Genomic DNA, 16,420 nt, shown 5'->3' with positions numbered 1-16,420 from the left:
GCGACTTCGCATCGATCCCCAAGAAAAGCCCACCGGCCCGGCCCCCTCCCAGGTCCCAAACCCCGGAACCACAGCCAGCGCCCACACCCGACGCACCACGCCCCAATCAGGCGCCCCGCCCAGCCCTTCAGCTTGGCAAAAATACCTCGGGGGGAGTCGGGCCGCAGGCCCGGCGGGGGGCGGAGCCCCCCCAATGCAACCGATCGGCTCAGCCCGACACCCCGGGCAAACGCCCAAACCCCACAACCAAGCCCCGAAAAACGCGTCGTTTTTCCCCGAACGCCCCCGTGCCGCAGGGAACACCCTCAGCCGATCGCCCCGCGCGCGCCGCCGGTCTGGGCGCGGTCGAGCAGGATGTGGTCGAGCAGCACGCAGGCCAGCATGGCCTCGCCCACCGGCACCGCGCGGATGCCGACGCAGGGGTCGTGGCGGCCCTTGGTGATCACCTCGGTCGGCTGGCCCGACTTGGTGATCGAGGCGCGCGGCTTCAGGATCGAGGAGGTCGGCTTCACCGCGAAGCGCGCGGTGATCTCCTGGCCGGTGGAGATGCCGCCGAGGATCCCGCCGGCGTGGTTCGAGGAATAGACCGGCGCGCCGTCGTTGCCGAGGAAGATCTCGTCGGCATTGGCCTCGCCGGTCAGCGCCGCGGCGCCCATGCCCTCGCCGATCTCCACGCCCTTGACCGCGTTGATCGACATGAGCGCGGCGGCGATCTCGGTGTCGAGTTTCGCGTAGACCGGCGCGCCGAGGCCCGCGGGCACGCCGCTGGCGGCGACCTCGATCATCGCGCCGCAGGAATTGCCGGACTTGCGCAGCTCGTCGAGGTAGGCGCCCCAGCTCTCGGCGGTCTGCGCCGAGGGCACCCAGAAGGGGTTGTTCTCGATCTCGTCCATGTCGCGCGCACCCTCGATGCCATGCGGGCCCATCTGCACCATGTAGCCGCGGATGCGGATGTCCGGCGCGAGCTCGGCGAGAGCGGCGCGGGCGAGCCCGCCGGCGGCCACCCGGGCGGCGGTCTCGCGCGCCGAGGAGCGCCCGCCGCCGCGCGGGTCGCGGATGCCGTATTTCTGCCAGTAGGTGATATCGGCATGGCCCGGGCGGAAGGTCTCGGCGATCTCGCCGTAGTCCTTGGAGCGCTGGTCGGTGTTCTCGATCATCAGCTGCACCGGCGTGCCGGTGGTGCGGCCCTCGAAGACGCCCGAGAGGATGCGCACCGCGTCGGCCTCGCGGCGCTGGGTGGTGTAGCGGCTGGTGCCGGGCTTGCGCCGGTCGAGCCAGTGCTGGATCGCCGCCTCGTCGATCGCCACCCCCGGCGGGCAGCCGTCCACCGTGCAGCCGAGCGCGGGCCCGTGGCTTTCGCCCCAGGTGGTGACGCGGAAAAGGTGACCGAAAGTGTTGAAGCTCATGGGGCGGATCCTCGTCAGACGCGTCTCCGTCCTACTCAAGCCCCGCGCCCCCAACAAGCCGTTTCGCCTTGTCAGCCCGGGGGCACGGCGTTACCTCAAGGGGTACCTCGGGGTGCCCGGACGGGCTGAGATGCGCCACGCGCGAACCCGTTGAACCTGACCCGGTTAACACCGGCGGAGGGAAGGTTTGCCGGGCCCAAGGCCCCCGATCTTGCCCATCCGCCGCAAATGGAAGGACGGCAAGATGAAAGCCCTCACGACTTTTGCAGCGGTCACCCTTTCCGCGGGCGCGGCGCTCGCCCAGGAGAAGGTGCTCACCGTCTACGCGGGCGACTACGTGGTCTCCGAATGGGGCCCCGGACCCGCCATCGAGGAGATGTTCGAGGCGCGCTGCGGCTGCGATTTGCAGTTCAAGCCCGGCGAGCTTCTGCCCCGGCTCCTGCTCGAAGGCGAGGCCACCGATGCCGATGTGGTCTTCGGGCTCAACACCGATGTGACCCAGCGGGCGCGGGCCTCGGGGCTCTTCGCGCCGCATGGGCAGGACCTCTCGGCGCTGACCCTGCCGATCGACTGGCAGGACGACACCTTCCTGCCCTTCAACTACAGCCACACCGCCTTCGTCTACGACCGCGACCGGCTCGAGAGCCCGCCCGAGAGCTTCGAGGCGCTGCTCGACGCCGATGAGGATCTGTCGCTGGTGATCCAGGACCCGCGCTCCTCGATCTCGGGGCTGGCAATGGCGCTCTGGGTGCAGTCGGTCTACGGCGATGAGGCCGAAGAGGCCTGGGCGCGGCTCTCGGACAGCGTGCTGACCGTGACCAAGGGCTGGTCGGAAAGCTACGGGCTCTTCACCGACGGAGAGGCCGACATGGTGCTCTCCTACACCACCTCGCCGGCCTACCACATGATCGCCGAAGAGGACGACAGCGTCGCCGCGGCGATCTTCCCCGAGGGCCATTACTTCATGGTCGAGCTCTCGGCCGTCACCTCGGTCACCGAGGAGCCCGAACTGGCGCGGGACTTCCTGGAATTCACCCTCTCCGAGGACTTCCAGGAGATGATCGCCACCGGCAACTGGTCGATCCCCGCCGCGCTCGAGCGCCAGGGATGGCCCGAGGGTTTCCAGGCGCTGGAGCTGCCCGAGACGGTGCTGTTCTACTCCGAGGACGAGGCCGCCGCGCTCAAGGATGACGCGGTCGAGGCATGGCGCGCCGGTCTCTCGCGCTGATCGCCGCCGCGCTGGTGCTGGCGCTCACGCTGGTGCCCATCGGCGCGGTGACCCTGCGGGCGGGGGGCTTTTCCGGCTTCGCGCCCGGCGACGGCCAGGCGCTGCGCTTCACGCTCCTGCAGGCGTTCCTGTCGGGCCTGTTCTCGGTCCTGGCGGCGGTGCCGGTGGCGCGCGCGCTGGCGCGGCGGCGCTTTGCCGGGCGCGGGCTCCTGGTGGCGCTTCTGGGCGCGCCCTTCATCCTGCCGGTGATCGTGGCGGTCCTGGGTCTAATCGCGACCTTCGGGGCCAACGGGCTGGTCAACCGCGGGCTCGCCGCGCTGGGCCTGCCGGAGGTCACGATCTACGGGCTGCACGGGGTGGTGCTGGCGCATGTCTTCTTCAACCTGCCGCTGGCCACGAGGCTCCTGCTGCAGGGCTGGCTCGCGGTGCCGGCCGAGCGCCTGCGCCTGGCCGCGGCGCTGGGGCTGACGCCCTGGGCGGTCTTCCGCACCATCGAGGCGCCGATGCTGGCGCGCATCCTGCCCGGCGCCTTCGCGGTGATCTTCGTGATCTGCCTGTCCTCCTTCGCGGTGGCGCTGACGCTCGGCGGCGGGCCGCGCGCCACGACCGTGGAGCTGGCGATCTACCAGGCCATGCGCTTCGACTTCGACCTGGGCCGGGCGGCGGCGCTCTCGCTGCTGCAGCTGGCGCTGGCGACGGCCGCGGGGCTCGTGGCGCTGAAGCTCTCGGGCGGGACGGGCTTCGGCGCGGGGCTCGACCGGGTGGTGCCGCGCTGGGACGGGCAGGGCCGGGGGCAGCGCGCGCTCGACGCGCTGGCGATCGGCGTGGTGGCGCTGTTCCTGCTGACGCCGCTGTCGCTGGTGGCGCTGCGCGGGCTGCCGGGGCTGGCGCTTCTCGGTCCCGAGACCTGGGTCGCCGCCGGCCATTCGCTGAGCGTCGCGCTGGCCTCGACCGCGCTGTGCCTGGCCTGGGCGCTGCCGCTCGCCACCCGGCGCGGCGAGGCGCTGGGCCTTCTGGGCATCGCCATCTCGCCCCTGGTTCTGGGCACCGGGCTTTTCCTGCTGCTGCGGCCCGTCGTGAACCCCTTCACCCTGGCGCTGCCGGTCACCGCGCTGATCAACGCGCTGGTCAGCCTGCCCTTCGCGCTGCGCATCCTGCGCCCCGAGGCCGAGGCCATCCGCGCCGATTTCGGCCGGCTCTCCGCCGCGCTGGGGCTGACGCCCTGGGCCTGGCTGCGCTGGGTCTTCCTGCCGCGCCTGCGCCGGCCCCTGGGCTTCGCCGCGGGTCTCAGCGCGGCGCTCTCCATGGGGGATCTCGGGGTGATCGCGCTTTTCGCCGACCCCGAGCGGGCGACGCTGCCCCTGCATGTCTACCGGCTCATGGGCAGCTACCAGATGCAGGCCGCCCAGGGCGCGGCGCTCTTGCTGCTGGGCGCGAGCCTCGCCATCTTCTGGCTCTTCGACCGAGGAGGGCGCGTCTATGCTTGAGCTGCGGGATCTCGATTACCGCGAGGGCGGCTACCGCCTGCGGGCCTCGCTCAGCCTCGAGCCCGGCGCGCGGGTCGCGGTCATTGGGCCCTCGGGCGCGGGCAAGTCCACGCTGCTCGATCTGATCGCGGGGTTCCGGGCGCCCCAGGCGGGCCGCATCCTCTGGCAGGGCGGCGACATCACCGAGGCCCCGCCGGCGCGGCGGCCGGTGGCGACGCTCTTTCAGGATCAGAACCTCTTCCCGCATCTCAGCCTTGAGCGGAACCTCGGGCTGGCCCTGGCGCCGGGCGGCGGGCGGCTCTCGTCCGAGGCGCGCGACCGCGTCGCCGAGGCGCTGCGCGAGGTCGGCCTCGCGGGCTTCGCCGCCCGCCGGCCCGGAGAGCTCTCGGGCGGGCAGGCGGGGCGCGCGGCGCTGGCGCGGGTGCTCCTGCAGGCCCGGCCGATCCTGCTTCTCGACGAGCCTTTCGCGGCGCTCGGTCCGGCGCTCAAGGCAGAGATGCTCGACCGGGTGGGCGCGGTCGCGGCCCGGCTCGCGGCGCTGACGCTCTTGGTGAGCCACGCCCCCGAGGACGCCCGCCGCTTCGCCGAGGCGACGATCCTCGTGGCCGAGGGCCAGGCCTTCCCGCCGCGCGAGACCGGCGCGCTTTTCGCCGATCCGCCTCAGAGCCTCAGCGCCTACCTCGGTCCCCGGGGGGCGTGACCTCAAAGTCCCGCCCCGCCGAAAGCTGCCCCGAGCGGGCGATCCCGCGTTGACAGAAATGACCCCTTCGGAGGAAAAGATTGCCCAGGTTCCGGCCACAAGGAACCGCAACATCACAGAGGCGATATGACGAGCCAGGCCAAGATCGACCCGACGCTCCGCAGCACCCTGCTGGAGCGTCCCGACCTCCTTCTGGAAGACCAGGATTTGATGCGCGCGCTGGTCTCCGCCAACGAGCGCGCCATGGGGTCGAACATCGTCGACCTGCGCGGCATCGCCATGGAGCGGCTCGAGGCGCGCCTCGACCGGCTCGAGGAGACCCATCGGTCGGTCATCGCCGCGGCCTACGAGAACCTCGCCGGCACCAACCAGATCCACCGGGCGATCCTGCGGCTTCTGGATCCCACCGATTTCGAGCCCTTCCTGCGCGATCTCGGCGGCGAGGTGGCGGACATCCTGCGCGTCGACTGCATGAAGCTGGTGCTGGAAAGCCCCGAGCCGGTCGACGACGACCCGGCCATCGCGCGGCTCGGCGGCGTGTTGACCGTGGCGCGGCCGGGCTTCATCGACGCCTATATCGGCGAGGGCCGCGGCGCGCCGATCCGCCAGGTCACCCTGCGCCAGCTCGAGGCCGGCGCCCCGGACCTCTACGGCGAGCTCTCCGACTGGATCCGCTCCGAGGCCTGCCTGAAGCTCGACTTCGGCGAGGGCCGCCTGCCGGGCCTCTTGATCATGGGCGCCGAGGATCCGCATCAGTTCACGCCGCAGCACGGCACCGACCTCCTGGCCTTCTTCGCCGGGGTCTTCGAGAGGTCGATGCGGCGCTGGCTGCAGTGAGCCTCGCGCTTTCGGCGCAGGCGCGCGAGGCGCTTCAGACCTGGCTCGAGACCGCCCGGGCCCTCAAGGGCCAGGCGGCGCATACCCAGACCGCCTATCGCGCCGACGTGGTGGATTTCATCGCCTTCATGACCGCGCATCGCGGCGGCCCGCAGGGCCTGGGGGCGCTCTCCGAGATCACGGTCAGCGAGATGCGCGCCTGGATGGCGCATCTGCGCGAGGGCGGGGCGGGGGCGCGCTCCATGGCGCGCAAGCTCTCAGCGGTGAAGTCCTTCTACCGCTGGCTTGCCGAGCGCGAGGGCTTCGAGCCGACGGCGGTGCTTTCCGCGCGGGCGCCGAAGTTCCAGAAGAAGCTGCCGCGTCCGCTGGATGCGCCGGCGGCGCGGGCGATGCTTGCGCAGGTCGGCGAACAGGGCCGGGCCGACTGGATCGGCGCGCGCGACGTGGCGGTGGTGACGCTGCTCTACGGCTCGGGGCTGCGGATCTCCGAGGCGCTGGGGCTCACGGGCCGCGATGTGCCCCTGGGCGAGGGGCTGCGGATCACCGGCAAGGGCGGCAAGGAGCGGGTGGTGCCCGTCCTGCCCGTCGCCCGGAGTGCCGTCGCACGGTATGTAGAGCTCTGTCCGTTCGAGATCGGCGCCGGCGAAGCCGTCTTCCGCGGTGCCCGCGGCGGGCCGCTCAGCCCGCGCGTCGTCCAGCAGGTGACCGAGGCCTCCCGGATGCAGCTCGGCCTGCCCGCCTCCGCCACGCCGCACGCCATGCGCCACAGTTTCGCGACGCATCTCCTGGCCGCCGGGGGGGACCTGCGGGCGATCCAGGAACTGCTGGGCCATGCCTCGCTCTCGACGACCCAGGCCTATACCTCGGTCGACGAGGTGCACCTGATGAAGGTCTATGCCGCCGCGCATCCGAAGGCGAAGGGGTAGGGGGGGTGGCGCCCTCTTGCGCCCGAATAGCACCGAAGGTGCCGGGCGCGCGCCGGACCGGCCCCTTGGGCCGGCGCTCCTTGGGGCGGCGTGCTTAGATCGTCGCTGGCCCTGACCTTGCCTGGATAAAGCGCCTCGCTCGGAGGGCAGCAGCGCCGGCCCCCGGTCCGGCGCGCGCCCTCTGTTGGCGCTTGTTGATGGCGGCTGTTTGTGGAGCTGTTTGCACGGAGCGGCGCGCGGATGGGGTCGCGCCTCTCGGCTTTCTTGTTGCCCCGTTGCAGTGCACCGCCCGCCGGTCCGTTGCCAGCGGCGTCCAACCTTCCCCCCCCCCGATCCCCCCTTGCAGCCCCCGGTCCCGCCGCTAGGCTCGGCGCGACTGACAACTGACCGGGAAGGCCGCCATGATGAAGCTCTACAAGCTCAGCCCCTCGCCGTATGTCCGCAAGGTGCGGGTGGTGCTCGAGGAGACCGGCATGGCCGATGCGGTCGAGACCGTGGAGGGGCCGGTCTCGCCGATGGACCCCGATCCCGACCTCGTGGCGCTGGCGCCGCTCGGCAAGATCCCGGCGCTGGTGCGCGAGGACGGGGCGACGCTCTACGACAGCCGGGTGATCTGCCGCTACCTCGACGCCAAGGCGGGGGCGGGGCTCTATCCCGAGGCGCGGATCTGGGAGGTGCTGACCCTCGAGGCCACCGGCGACGGCATGCTCGATGCGACGCTCCTGATGACCTACGAGGGCCGGCACCGGACCGAGGCGCAATATTCCACCGACTGGGTCGAGGCGCAGTGGCTCAAGGTCACCCGCGCGCTCGATGCGCTCGAGGGGCGCTGGATGAGCCACCTCGCGGGGCCGCTCGACGCGGGCCAGATCGCGGTGGGCTGCGCGCTGGGCTATCTCGACCTGCGCCAGGACGCGCGGAACTGGCGCGCCGGGCGGCCGGCGCTGGCGGCCTGGTTCGAGGGCTTCGCGGCGCGGCCCTCGATGCAGGCCACCGCGCCCGAGGGTTGAGCGCGGGGTTTTGGGAGCGGGCCGACGGCCCGAGTGCGGGGCCGGCGGCGCTCCTACGGGTGAGCACGGGTCTAGGGATCCTCCGAGGGCTGGCCCGGCGTCCCAGCTTCGCTCTCCACATCGGAAAGGGGGCCGGAACGCCCGACGCGGTTCCCGCTGCCGCAGGCCGCCGGGGATCGGCCAAGGGCGTCACGCCACCGCCACCATCCCGGCCAAAGGCACCACGCCACCCCAGCCGACCAGCGGCACCACACCCCGCCCACCAGCGCCGCGCCTCCTCCCGCCGGGCTTGCATCGCCGGGCGGGCGGCGCTACCGAACCGGGTCACTGACATGATCCGAAAGGCCGTCCGATGCGGATGCGCGATACCTTCCTGAAACCCATGCACCCCGAGGGCCGGCGCTTCGTGGCGGCCTTCGCGGCCCTGGCGCTGGTGCTCTACGCGATTTGGACGCCGCTGGGCTGGATCGGCGCGGCGCTGACGGTCTGGTGCTACTACTTCTTCCGCGACCCCGAGCGCGTCACGCCCGAGCGCCCCGGCCTCGTGGTCTCGCCCGCCGATGGCACCGTTTCGCTGATCGAACGCGCGGTGCCGCCGCCGGAGCTCGGCCTCTCGGACGCGCCGCTCATGCGGGTCTCGGTCTTCATGTCGGTCTTCAATTGCCACATCAACCGCGCGCCCGTCGCGGGGCGGGTGACGCGGGTGGCCTACAAGCCCGGCAAGTTCCTCAACGCCTCGCTCGACAAGGCCTCCGAGGACAACGAGCGCAACTCCCTGATGATCGAGATGGCCGACGGCCGGGTCCTCGGCGTGACCCAGATCGCGGGGCTGGTGGCGCGGCGCATCCTCTGCTTCACCGAGGAAGGCGCGCCGCTGCGCCGGGGCGAGCGCTTCGGCTTGATCCGCTTCGGCTCGCGGCTCGACATCTACCTGCCCGAGGGCACCGAACCCGATGTGGCCCTCGGCCAGACCATGATCGCCGGCGAGACGGTGATCGCCCGGATCGCGGACGGCACCACATGAAGGACGGCGAGGGCCCCCGCTCGGACAAGCTGACGCTGGTGCAGCTGATCCCCAACATGCTGACGCTGGCGGCGATCGGCCTGGGGCTCTCGTCCTTGCGCTATGGGCTCGACGGGCGCTGGGAGCTGGCGGTGCAGATGATCCTGCTGGCCGCGGTGCTCGACGGGCTCGACGGGCGCATCGCCCGGGCGCTGGGCTCGGACAGCCCGATGGGGGCCGAGCTCGACAGCCTCGCCGATTTCCTGAACTTCGGGGTGGCGCCGGGCTTCCTGCTCTATCTCTGGGCGCTCGAGGACCTGCCGGGCTTCGGCTGGCTGGCGGTGCTGGTCTATGCGATCTGCTGCGTCCTGCGGCTCGCGCGCTTCAATGTGGCGCGCAAGGAGGAGGTCGGCGGCAAGGGCGGCGAGGACGCCTATTTCATCGGTGTGCCCTCGCCCGCGGGCGCGATGCTGGCGATGCTGCCGATGTTCGTGGCCTTCGCCTTCGGGCTCGGTCCGGTGCTGCCCGACCCGGTGCTGGCGCTTTACGTCATGGGGATCGGCTTCCTGATGGTGAGCCCGGTGCCAACCTGGTCCTTCAAGACCACCAAGGTGCCGCGCCGGAACGTGAAGGTCTTCCTGGTGGGCTTCGTGGTCGTGGGCGCGCTCCTGGCGCTTTACGCCTGGATCAGCCTGGTGGCGGTCTGCGTGGCCTATGTGGCGGTGGTCCTGGCCAAGCTGGTGACGCTGCGCCGCCGCGCGCCGCGCGGGTGAGCGCCCCCGAGGGCCGCAGGAATTTTTTTAGATAAAAAAATGACAAGGGCCACGCGATGCCGCGCGGCCCTTTGTTTGTCCAACGCGCCACGGCCGCCTCCTCCAAGGGCCGTGACGGCGCCGATCAGAACTTCAGCGCCACCCCGAGGTTCACCGCGTTGGTGTTGATCTGGGTCTTGGCCGATCCGCCGTTGTCGAGGTCGAGATCGTTCCAGGAGGCGGTGAACTGGTATTCGCCGAACAGCGCCACCGTCTCGGTGACATCGTAGCTCGCGCCCGCGGTCAGCCGGACGGCGGGGCCGCCGAACTGGTAGCCGAAGGTGTCCGAACTGCCGACCTCGGCGTCGACATGCGGCAGGGTCACGCCGATGCCGCCGCCGAAATAGGGCGTCACGCCCGGCGCCTGGTCGGGAAAGCGCACCATGGCATTGGCGGTCAGCACGTTCAGCCCGTCGCTGAGCTGGAAGCCGTCGAAACCGAGCGCCGACTTGTCGGAGCCGTCGAGATAGACCTTGGAGTGGGTGAACTCGGCGCCGAAGCCCAGGCGCTCGGACTGCCACCAGGTGCCGCGGATGCCGTAATAGGGCGGCATCTCGCCGCTGCGGCCGTCCCAGGCGACGTCGCGGTCATAGCTGCCGCCTGACGGGTAGTCGCCCTTCAGCGTGGAGCCTGCGGCCCCCTGGATGCCGGAATAGATCGAGACCTCGGTTTCCGCCTGGGCGGAGCCGGCGGTCGCGGCGAGGGCCGCGGCACATACCGCGGCAGAGAAAATTTGTGTCTTCATCGGGATCTGCGCCTTGGTCGGAGGAGACTGTGCAACCAGCCGGAGTTAGGGGGCCGTTAGGGCTGCGACAACCGCGACACAACGGCGCTTTTTTGAATCTCCCGGGTTTGTGTTCTGGACGCTCGATTTTTCTACCGCTAATTAGCCCTCCAGACCGCTGCGGGCCACCCCGCGGCGCATCCGAGATTTGCCGGCATGCCGGCGCAGGAACGGAGAGACCCTCGTGTCGCACGCAGAAGAACACACAGGCACCCGTAGAGATTTCCTTTATTACGCCACCGCGGGCGCGGGGACCGTGGCCGCCGGCGCCGCGGTCTGGCCGCTGGTGAACCAGATGAATCCCTCGGCCGATGTCCGCGCGCTGGCCTCGATCCGCGTCGACGTGGGCGGTGTCTCGGAAGGCTCGCAGCTGACCGTGCAATGGCTGGGCAAGCCGGTCTTCATCCGCAACCGCACCGCCGAGGAAATCGAGGCGGCCCGGTCGGTCGAGGTCTCCGAGCTGGTCGACCAGGTCGCCCGCAACGAGAACCTGCGCGGCGAGCAGCCCGCCACCGACGAGAACCGCTCGCTCGACGAAGAGGGCAAGTGGCTCGTCATGATGGGCGTCTGCACGCACCTGGGCTGCGTGCCCTTGGGTGACGGCGCGGGCGACTTCAACGGCTGGTTCTGCCCCTGCCACGGCTCGCATTACGACACCTCCGGCCGCATCCGTCGCGGCCCCGCGCCGACCAACCTGCCGGTGCCGGTCGCCGAGTTCGCCGACGAAACGACGATCGTCCTGGGTTAAGGGAGAGAAAGATGGCTGGTATCCCGCACGACCATTACGAACCGAAATCCCGAGGCGAGAAGTGGCTTCACAAACGCCTCCCGATCGTCGGCCTGCTCTATGACACGCTGATGATCCCGACGCCCAAGAACCTCAACTGGATGTGGATCTGGGGCATCGTCCTGACCTTCTGCCTGGCGCTGCAGATCATCACCGGCATCACGCTGGTCATGCACTACACGCCGGACGCCGACCTGGCCTTCGCCTCGGTCGAGCACATCATGCGCAACGTCAACGGCGGCTGGGCCCTGCGCTACCTGCACCAGAACGGCGCCTCGCTGTTCTTCGTGGCGGTCTACGCGCATATCTTCCGGGGCCTCTACTACGGCTCCTACAAGACCCCGCGCGAGGTGACCTGGATCATCGGCATCCTGATCTACCTGTTGATGATGGGCACCGCCTTCATGGGCTACGTGCTGCCCTGGGGCCAGATGTCCTTCTGGGGCGCCACGGTGATCACCGGCCTCTTCGGCGCGATCCCCTTCATCGGCGAGACCATCCAGACCTGGCTCCTCGGCGGGCCGGCGGTGGGCAACTACACGCTGACGCGCTTCTTCTCGCTGCACTATCTCATGCCCTTCCTGATCGCGGGCCTGGTGATCGTGCACATCTGGGCCTTCCACACCACGGGCAACAACAACCCGACCGGCGTCGAGGTCCGCCGCGGCTCCAAGGCCGAGGCCGAGAAGGACACCGTGCCGTTCTGGCCCTACTACGTGATCAAGGACCTCTTCGCGCTGGCGCTGATCATGGCGGTCTTCTTCGCCATCGTCGGCTTCATGCCGAACTACCTCGGTCACCCCGACAACTACATCGAGGCCAACCCGCTGGCGACGCCCGCGCACATCGTGCCGGAATGGTACTTCCTGCCCTTCTACGCGATCCTGCGCGCCTTCACCTCGGAGGTCTGGGTGGTCCAGATCGCCTCCTTCGTGACCGGCGGCATCATCGACGCGAAGTTCTTCGGCGTGCTGGCGATGTTCGGGGCCATCGCGGTCATGGCGCTGGCGCCCTGGCTCGACACCTCGAGCGTCCGCTCGGGCCGCTACCGCCCGCAGTTCAAGTGGTGGTTCGCGCTCCTGGTGGTCGACTTCTTCGCGCTGATGTGGCTCGGGGCCATGCCCGCCGAGGAGCCCTACTCCTCGCTCTCGCTGATCGCCTCGGCCTATTGGTTCGCCTACTTCCTGGTGATCCTGCCGCTTCTGGGCGTGATCGAGAAACCGCTGCCGCGTCCCGACACCATCGAGGCCGACTTCGACGCCCACAAGGCGAAGGCCGGCGCCGGCAGCTCCGACGGCAACGTCGCTCCGGCGGAATGAGAAAGGATCGGAACAAGTGATGATCAAGAAATTCGCCATCACGGCCCTCGCGGCTCTGACCTTCACCGCCTCCGGCGCATTCGCCGCCGGAGGGGACGGCAAGGTCATCGACTACGACTTCTCCTTCGAGGGGCCCTTCGGCACCTATGACCAGGCGCAGCTGCAGCGCGGTCTGCAGGTCTACACCCAGGTCTGCTCGGGCTGCCACGGGTTGCAATACGTGCCGATCCGCTCGCTCAGCGACGAGTCGGGGCCGGGCTATTCGGACGCCCAGGTGCGCGCCTATGCGGCGCAGAACTTCCAGGTCTACGACGAGGAGATCGACGACTACCGCGACGCCAAGCCGACCGACAACTTCCCGGTCAACGAGGCCGTCGGCGCGCCGGACCTGTCGCTCATGGCCAAGGCGCGCGCCGGCTTCCACGGCCCCTACGGCACCGGCATCAACCAACTGGTCAAGGGCATGGGCGGCGCGGAATACATCGCCTCGCTGCTGACCGGCTACACCGGCGAGCAGAAGGAACAGGCGGGCACGGTGCTCTACGAGAACACCGCCTTCCCCGGCGGCTGGATCTCCATGGCGCCGCCGCTCTACGGCGATGACGTGGCCTACGCCAACCCCGACGTGGCACCCACGCTCGAGCAGGAGGCCAAGGACGTGGCCGCCTTCCTGATGTGGACCGCCGAGCCGAAGATGATGGCGCGCAAGCAGGCGGGCTTCGTCGGCGTGGTCTTCCTGACCATCCTGTCGGTGCTCCTGTACCTGACCAACAAGCGGATCTGGAAGCCGATCAAGGCGCGCCAGACGCGCTGAGGGCTTTCTGTCCCGAAGGTCTTGAGCCCCGCCGGTTATCCGGCGGGGCTTTTTGCTGTTCGCAGGGCTTTGCGGCATGGCAGTGGGGTCCGGGCCGCCTGCGGCGCCCCGGACCCGTAGGGGGCTCTGCCCCCTCTGCGGGCATGCCGCCCGCATTCACCCCCGGAGGTATTTGGGGCCCGGTCAGGCGCAAGTGGGGGTGGCGCTTGGTGAGGGTGGTGGGCTGTTTGGGGAGATGTGGCGTTTTTGAGGGTGGTCCGGGCCGCCTTTGGCGTCCCGGACCCGTAGGGGGCGCTGCCCCCTCTGCGGGCCTGTGCGGCCCGCATTCACCCCCGAGGTATTTTGGCCAAGATGAAGGGGCTGGGGGTGGGCGGTTTTGCTACGGGTGTGCTCGAAGGTGTGAGGGGTGGGCTGGTGTTTCTGCTGGGGATCTGGGCCTGGCAGCGCGGGGGGCGCGCCGGGGTGACGTGGCGGCGGCAGGGGCGGCGTTCGGGCGCTGCGGCGCGATGCGCGGGGGGCGCCCCTTGTTTGTCCATGCCCGGCCCTCTAAGTCCTGAGCCATGAAGTCACTGCGTCAGCTTTTCCGCAAGACGCCCACGGTCTCCATCGTGCGGCTGCAGGGCACCATCGGCATGGGCCGGTCGAGCCTGTCGGAGCGCGCCCTCTCGGATATGCTCGGCAAGGCCTTCAGCCGCGGCAAGCCCAAGGCGGTCGCGCTGGAGATCAACTCGCCTGGCGGCTCGCCGGTGCAATCGGCGCTGATCGGCGCGCGCATCCGGCGGCTCGCCGAGGAGAAGGAGATCCCGGTCTTCGCCTTCGTCGAGGACGTCGCCGCCTCGGGCGGCTACTGGATCGCCAGCGCCGCCGACGAGATCTACGCCGACGACAGCTCGATCCTGGGTTCGATCGGGGTGATCTCGGCGGGCTTCGGGGCGCATGTCTTCCTGCAGCGCCAGGGCATCGAGCGGCGCGTGCATACCGCCGGCAAGTCGAAGTCCATGCTCGATCCCTTCCGCCCCGAGAGCGAGGAGGACGTGGCCCGGCTGAACCGCATCCTCGAAGAGCTGCACGGCAATTTCATCGCCCATGTGAAGGCCCGCCGCGGCGCCAAGCTGGCCGAGGAGCCGGAGCTTTTCACCGGCGAGATCTGGCTGGGCCAGAGCGCCGTCGACGTCGGGCTGGCCGATGGCATCGGCCACCTCGAGGCGGTGATGAAAGCGCGCTACGGCAAGGAGCTGCGCTTCCGCCGCTACGGCCAGAAGAAGGGCCTGATCGGACGGCTCGGGGCGCAGTTCACCGGCCAGGCCCTGGCCGAGATCGAGGAACGCGCCTCCTACGCGCGCTTCGGCCTCTGACGTGATCGTCAAGATCGTCTTCCTCTTCCTGATCGCCATGGGCGTGATGGCGATGTTCGGCAAGCTCCGGATGCCGGGGCGCCGCACTCTGGAAAACCGCAAGTGCCGCCGCTGCGGCCGCTACCGGATCGGCAAAGGGCCCTGTCCCTGCCGCAAGGGAACGGGCTGAACCATGGTCTATCTCACCGCTCTCCTGGGTCTGGCGATCCTGCTTCTGGCCGGCGACGCGCTGGTCAAGGGCGCGGTCAACCTGGCGCTGCGGCTGGGCGTGCCGGCGCTGATCGTCTCGCTCACGATCGTGGCCTTCGGCACCTCGGCGCCGGAACTCTTGATCTCGATCAACGCCGCGCTTGACGGGGCGCCCGGCATCGCGCTTGGCAACGTGGTGGGCTCGAACACCGCCAACGTGCTCCTGGTGCTGGGCGTGCCGGCGATCTTGGCGGTGATGCACACCGCCGAATGCGACACCCGCAAGAGCTACGTGATCATGCTCGGGGCCTCGGGGCTGTTCATCCTCCTGGCGATGCGCGGGGTCTTCGACTGGGTCTCGGGGGCGATGCTTCTGGCGGTGCTGGCGGTGATCCTGGCCGACAACTTCCGCGACAGCCTGAAACACCGGCGCAACGGCGCCCTGGCCAGCGCCGAGGCGCCCGCTGTGGCGCCCGACGAGGCGCTGGAGGAGGCCGACCCGGACATGCGCTGGTGGAAGGTCATCCTCTACCTCGCGCTCGGCCTCGCGGGGCTGCCGCTGGGCGCCGACCTGCTGGTCGACAGCGCCCGCGAGATCGCCCAGCGGTTCGGCGTCTCGGACACGGTGATCGGGCTGACGCTGGTGGCGCTCGGCACCTCGCTGCCGGAGCTCGCGACCACGGTGTCGGCGGCGCTGCGGCGGCAGGCGGATGTGGCGCTCGGCAATGTCATCGGCTCGAACATGTTCAACCTCCTGGCCATCATCGGCGTGGCGAGCCTGATCGCCCCCATGGAGGTCGACGCCGAGTTCCTGCGCTTCGACCTCTGGGTCATGCTCGGGGCCTCGCTCCTGCTCGCGCCCTTCGTCTTCATGGGGCGCAACATCACCCGGAGCTGGGGCCTGGCATTGACCGCGGGCTATCTGGCCTATGTGGGGTTCGTGCTCTTCTGAGACATCAGCAAGGAGGATGACCATGTCCCTTCAGCCCCGCGCCCTCGTGACCGGCGCCGGCAAGCGGCTGGGCCGCGCCATGGCGCTGTACCTGGCCGGCCGAGGCCTCGAGATCGGCGTGCATTACAACAGCTCCAGCGCGGAGGCAGAGAGCCTCTGCGAGGAGATCTGCGCCCAGGGCGGCCGCGCCGTGGCGCTCCAGGCCGATCTTCTGAACGAGGATGAGGTCGAGACCCTGGTGCCGCGCGCCACCGAGGCCCTGGGCGGGCCGCTCACGGTCCTGATCAACAACGCCTCGATCTTCGAGCATGACGACATCACGACCGCCGACCGCACGAGTTGGGACCGCCATATCGAGAGCAACCTGCGCGCGCCCTTCGTGCTGACCCAGGCCTTCGCGGGCCAGGTGCCGGGAGTGACGGCGGATGCCGCCGGAGAGCCGGTGGCCCAGGGGCTGGTGGTGAACATGCTCGACCAGCGGGTGCGCAAGCTGACGCCGGAGTTCATGTCCTACACGATCGCCAAGATGGGGCTCTGGGCCTTCACCCAGACCGCCGCCATGGCGCTGGCGCCGCAGGTGCGGGTCAATGCCATCGGGCCGGGGCCGACGCTGCAGGGCGGACGCCAGTCCGCAGAACACTTCGACCGGCAGCGCCGGGCGACCATCCTGGAACGCGGCGCCAACCCCGAAGACATCACGGGCGCGCTGGCATACTTCTATGATTCGCCCGGTATCACGGGGCAATTGCTCTGCGTCGACGGGGGCCAGCACCTGGCCTGGCAGACCCCCGACGTGGCCGGGACCGAGTGA

17 protein-coding genes and 1 riboswitch are annotated in these 16,420 nt (G+C 70.0%); of the genes, 15 read left to right on the top strand and 2 right to left on the bottom strand.

The window, feature by feature from the left end:
• Positions 1 to 305: 305 nt before the first annotated feature.
• On the bottom strand, positions 306 to 1,406 hold the full coding sequence (aroC, locus tag LR948_RS10490; protein WP_232753970.1) for a chorismate synthase: 1,101 nt from the start codon (positions 1,404 to 1,406) through the stop codon (positions 306 to 308).
• Between the two features lie 98 nt (positions 1,407 to 1,504).
• Positions 1,505 to 1,606, top strand: a riboswitch (TPP riboswitch).
• 44 nt (positions 1,607 to 1,650) lie between these two features.
• Here aroC and LR948_RS10485 point away from each other — a divergent pair.
• From LR948_RS10485 to pssA, 8 genes are all read left to right on the top strand, one after another.
• Entirely contained in the window at positions 1,651 to 2,634 is a 984-nt protein-coding gene (locus LR948_RS10485) for a thiamine ABC transporter substrate binding subunit (protein ID WP_232753969.1), read from the top strand.
• Entirely contained in the window at positions 2,610 to 4,121 is a 1,512-nt protein-coding gene (locus LR948_RS10480) for a thiamine/thiamine pyrophosphate ABC transporter permease ThiP (protein WP_232753968.1), read from the top strand. Before LR948_RS10485 ends, LR948_RS10480 begins: the two co-directional genes overlap by 25 nt.
• On the top strand, positions 4,114 to 4,821 hold the full coding sequence (locus tag LR948_RS10475; RefSeq protein ID WP_232753967.1) for an ATP-binding cassette domain-containing protein: 708 nt from the start codon (positions 4,114 to 4,116) through the stop codon (positions 4,819 to 4,821). The genes LR948_RS10480 and LR948_RS10475 overlap by 8 nt, the downstream gene beginning before the upstream one ends.
• Positions 4,822 to 4,947: 126 nt before the next feature.
• Complete coding sequence (locus LR948_RS10470) at positions 4,948 to 5,658, top strand: DUF484 family protein (protein ID WP_232753966.1); 711 nt, start codon at positions 4,948 to 4,950, stop codon at positions 5,656 to 5,658.
• Positions 5,655 to 6,584: a tyrosine recombinase XerC gene (locus tag LR948_RS10465; protein ID WP_232753965.1), complete on the top strand. Its 930-nt coding sequence runs from the start codon at positions 5,655 to 5,657 to the stop codon at positions 6,582 to 6,584. Before LR948_RS10470 ends, LR948_RS10465 begins: the two co-directional genes overlap by 4 nt.
• A gap of 404 nt (positions 6,585 to 6,988) precedes the next feature.
• On the top strand, positions 6,989 to 7,594 hold the full coding sequence (locus tag LR948_RS10460) for a glutathione S-transferase (RefSeq protein WP_232754134.1): 606 nt from the start codon (positions 6,989 to 6,991) through the stop codon (positions 7,592 to 7,594).
• A gap of 352 nt (positions 7,595 to 7,946) precedes the next feature.
• Positions 7,947 to 8,618, top strand: a complete 672-nt coding sequence (locus LR948_RS10455) for a phosphatidylserine decarboxylase (protein WP_232753964.1) — start codon at positions 7,947 to 7,949, stop codon at positions 8,616 to 8,618.
• Positions 8,615 to 9,370, top strand: coding sequence for a CDP-diacylglycerol--serine O-phosphatidyltransferase (gene pssA, locus LR948_RS10450; protein ID WP_232753963.1), 756 nt, complete (start codon positions 8,615 to 8,617; stop codon positions 9,368 to 9,370). The genes LR948_RS10455 and pssA overlap by 4 nt, the downstream gene beginning before the upstream one ends.
• 124 nt (positions 9,371 to 9,494) lie before the next feature.
• On the opposite strand, the gene LR948_RS10445 is transcribed toward pssA, so the two are convergent.
• Complete coding sequence (locus LR948_RS10445; RefSeq protein WP_232753962.1) at positions 9,495 to 10,154, bottom strand: outer membrane protein; 660 nt, start codon at positions 10,152 to 10,154, stop codon at positions 9,495 to 9,497.
• A 223-nt stretch (positions 10,155 to 10,377) separates the two neighbouring features.
• Here LR948_RS10445 and petA point away from each other — a divergent pair, with 223 nt between their 5' ends.
• From petA to LR948_RS10410, 7 genes are all read left to right on the top strand, one after another.
• Positions 10,378 to 10,941 (top strand): ubiquinol-cytochrome c reductase iron-sulfur subunit, encoded by a 564-nt coding sequence (gene petA / locus LR948_RS10440; RefSeq protein ID WP_232753961.1) that lies wholly within the window; start codon positions 10,378 to 10,380, stop codon positions 10,939 to 10,941.
• A gap of 11 nt (positions 10,942 to 10,952) precedes the next feature.
• The gene (locus LR948_RS10435) at positions 10,953 to 12,299 is read left to right on the top strand and encodes a cytochrome b N-terminal domain-containing protein (protein WP_232753960.1); all 1,347 of its coding nucleotides are present in this window, start codon (positions 10,953 to 10,955) and stop codon (positions 12,297 to 12,299) included.
• A gap of 19 nt (positions 12,300 to 12,318) precedes the next feature.
• Positions 12,319 to 13,113: a cytochrome c1 gene (locus LR948_RS10430; protein WP_232753959.1), complete on the top strand. Its 795-nt coding sequence runs from the start codon at positions 12,319 to 12,321 to the stop codon at positions 13,111 to 13,113.
• A 560-nt stretch (positions 13,114 to 13,673) separates the two neighbouring features.
• Complete coding sequence (locus LR948_RS10425; protein WP_232753958.1) at positions 13,674 to 14,468, top strand: S49 family peptidase; 795 nt, start codon at positions 13,674 to 13,676, stop codon at positions 14,466 to 14,468.
• 1 nt (position 14,469) lies between these two features.
• Positions 14,470 to 14,637: a hypothetical protein gene (locus LR948_RS10420; protein ID WP_232753957.1), complete on the top strand. Its 168-nt coding sequence runs from the start codon at positions 14,470 to 14,472 to the stop codon at positions 14,635 to 14,637.
• A 3-nt stretch (positions 14,638 to 14,640) separates the two neighbouring features.
• On the top strand, positions 14,641 to 15,609 hold the full coding sequence (locus tag LR948_RS10415) for a calcium/sodium antiporter (protein WP_232753956.1): 969 nt from the start codon (positions 14,641 to 14,643) through the stop codon (positions 15,607 to 15,609).
• Positions 15,610 to 15,631: 22 nt separating this feature from the next.
• The gene (locus LR948_RS10410) at positions 15,632 to 16,420 is read left to right on the top strand and encodes an SDR family oxidoreductase (protein WP_232753955.1); all 789 of its coding nucleotides are present in this window, start codon (positions 15,632 to 15,634) and stop codon (positions 16,418 to 16,420) included.

Origin of the sequence: Roseivivax sp. GX 12232, assembly GCF_021272185.1 — a bacterium.
Taxonomy (GTDB): Bacteria; Pseudomonadota; Alphaproteobacteria; order Rhodobacterales; family Rhodobacteraceae; genus Roseivivax.
This window is presented reverse-complemented; position numbering and strand designations above follow the sequence as displayed.

What these genes read in the sequence shown, in the direction of transcription:
- aroC (WP_232753970.1), bottom strand. Translation starts at nt 1,406, where the DNA reads ATGAGCTTCAACACTTTCGGTCACCTTTTCCGCGTCACCACCTGGGGC.
- LR948_RS10485 (WP_232753969.1), top strand. Translation starts at nt 1,651, where the DNA reads ATGAAAGCCCTCACGACTTTTGCAGCGGTCACCCTTTCCGCGGGCGCG.
- LR948_RS10480 (WP_232753968.1), top strand. Translation starts at nt 2,610, where the DNA reads ATGGCGCGCCGGTCTCTCGCGCTGATCGCCGCCGCGCTGGTGCTGGCG.
- LR948_RS10475 (WP_232753967.1), top strand. Translation starts at nt 4,114, where the DNA reads ATGCTTGAGCTGCGGGATCTCGATTACCGCGAGGGCGGCTACCGCCTG.
- LR948_RS10470 (WP_232753966.1), top strand. Translation starts at nt 4,948, where the DNA reads ATGACGAGCCAGGCCAAGATCGACCCGACGCTCCGCAGCACCCTGCTG.
- LR948_RS10460 (WP_232754134.1), top strand. Translation starts at nt 6,989, where the DNA reads ATGAAGCTCTACAAGCTCAGCCCCTCGCCGTATGTCCGCAAGGTGCGG.
- LR948_RS10455 (WP_232753964.1), top strand. Translation starts at nt 7,947, where the DNA reads ATGCGGATGCGCGATACCTTCCTGAAACCCATGCACCCCGAGGGCCGG.
- pssA (WP_232753963.1), top strand. Translation starts at nt 8,615, where the DNA reads ATGAAGGACGGCGAGGGCCCCCGCTCGGACAAGCTGACGCTGGTGCAG.
- LR948_RS10445 (WP_232753962.1), bottom strand. Translation starts at nt 10,154, where the DNA reads ATGAAGACACAAATTTTCTCTGCCGCGGTATGTGCCGCGGCCCTCGCC.
- LR948_RS10435 (WP_232753960.1), top strand. Translation starts at nt 10,953, where the DNA reads ATGGCTGGTATCCCGCACGACCATTACGAACCGAAATCCCGAGGCGAG.
- LR948_RS10430 (WP_232753959.1), top strand. Translation starts at nt 12,319, where the DNA reads ATGATCAAGAAATTCGCCATCACGGCCCTCGCGGCTCTGACCTTCACC.
- LR948_RS10425 (WP_232753958.1), top strand. Translation starts at nt 13,674, where the DNA reads ATGAAGTCACTGCGTCAGCTTTTCCGCAAGACGCCCACGGTCTCCATC.
- LR948_RS10415 (WP_232753956.1), top strand. Translation starts at nt 14,641, where the DNA reads ATGGTCTATCTCACCGCTCTCCTGGGTCTGGCGATCCTGCTTCTGGCC.
- LR948_RS10410 (WP_232753955.1), top strand. Translation starts at nt 15,632, where the DNA reads ATGTCCCTTCAGCCCCGCGCCCTCGTGACCGGCGCCGGCAAGCGGCTG.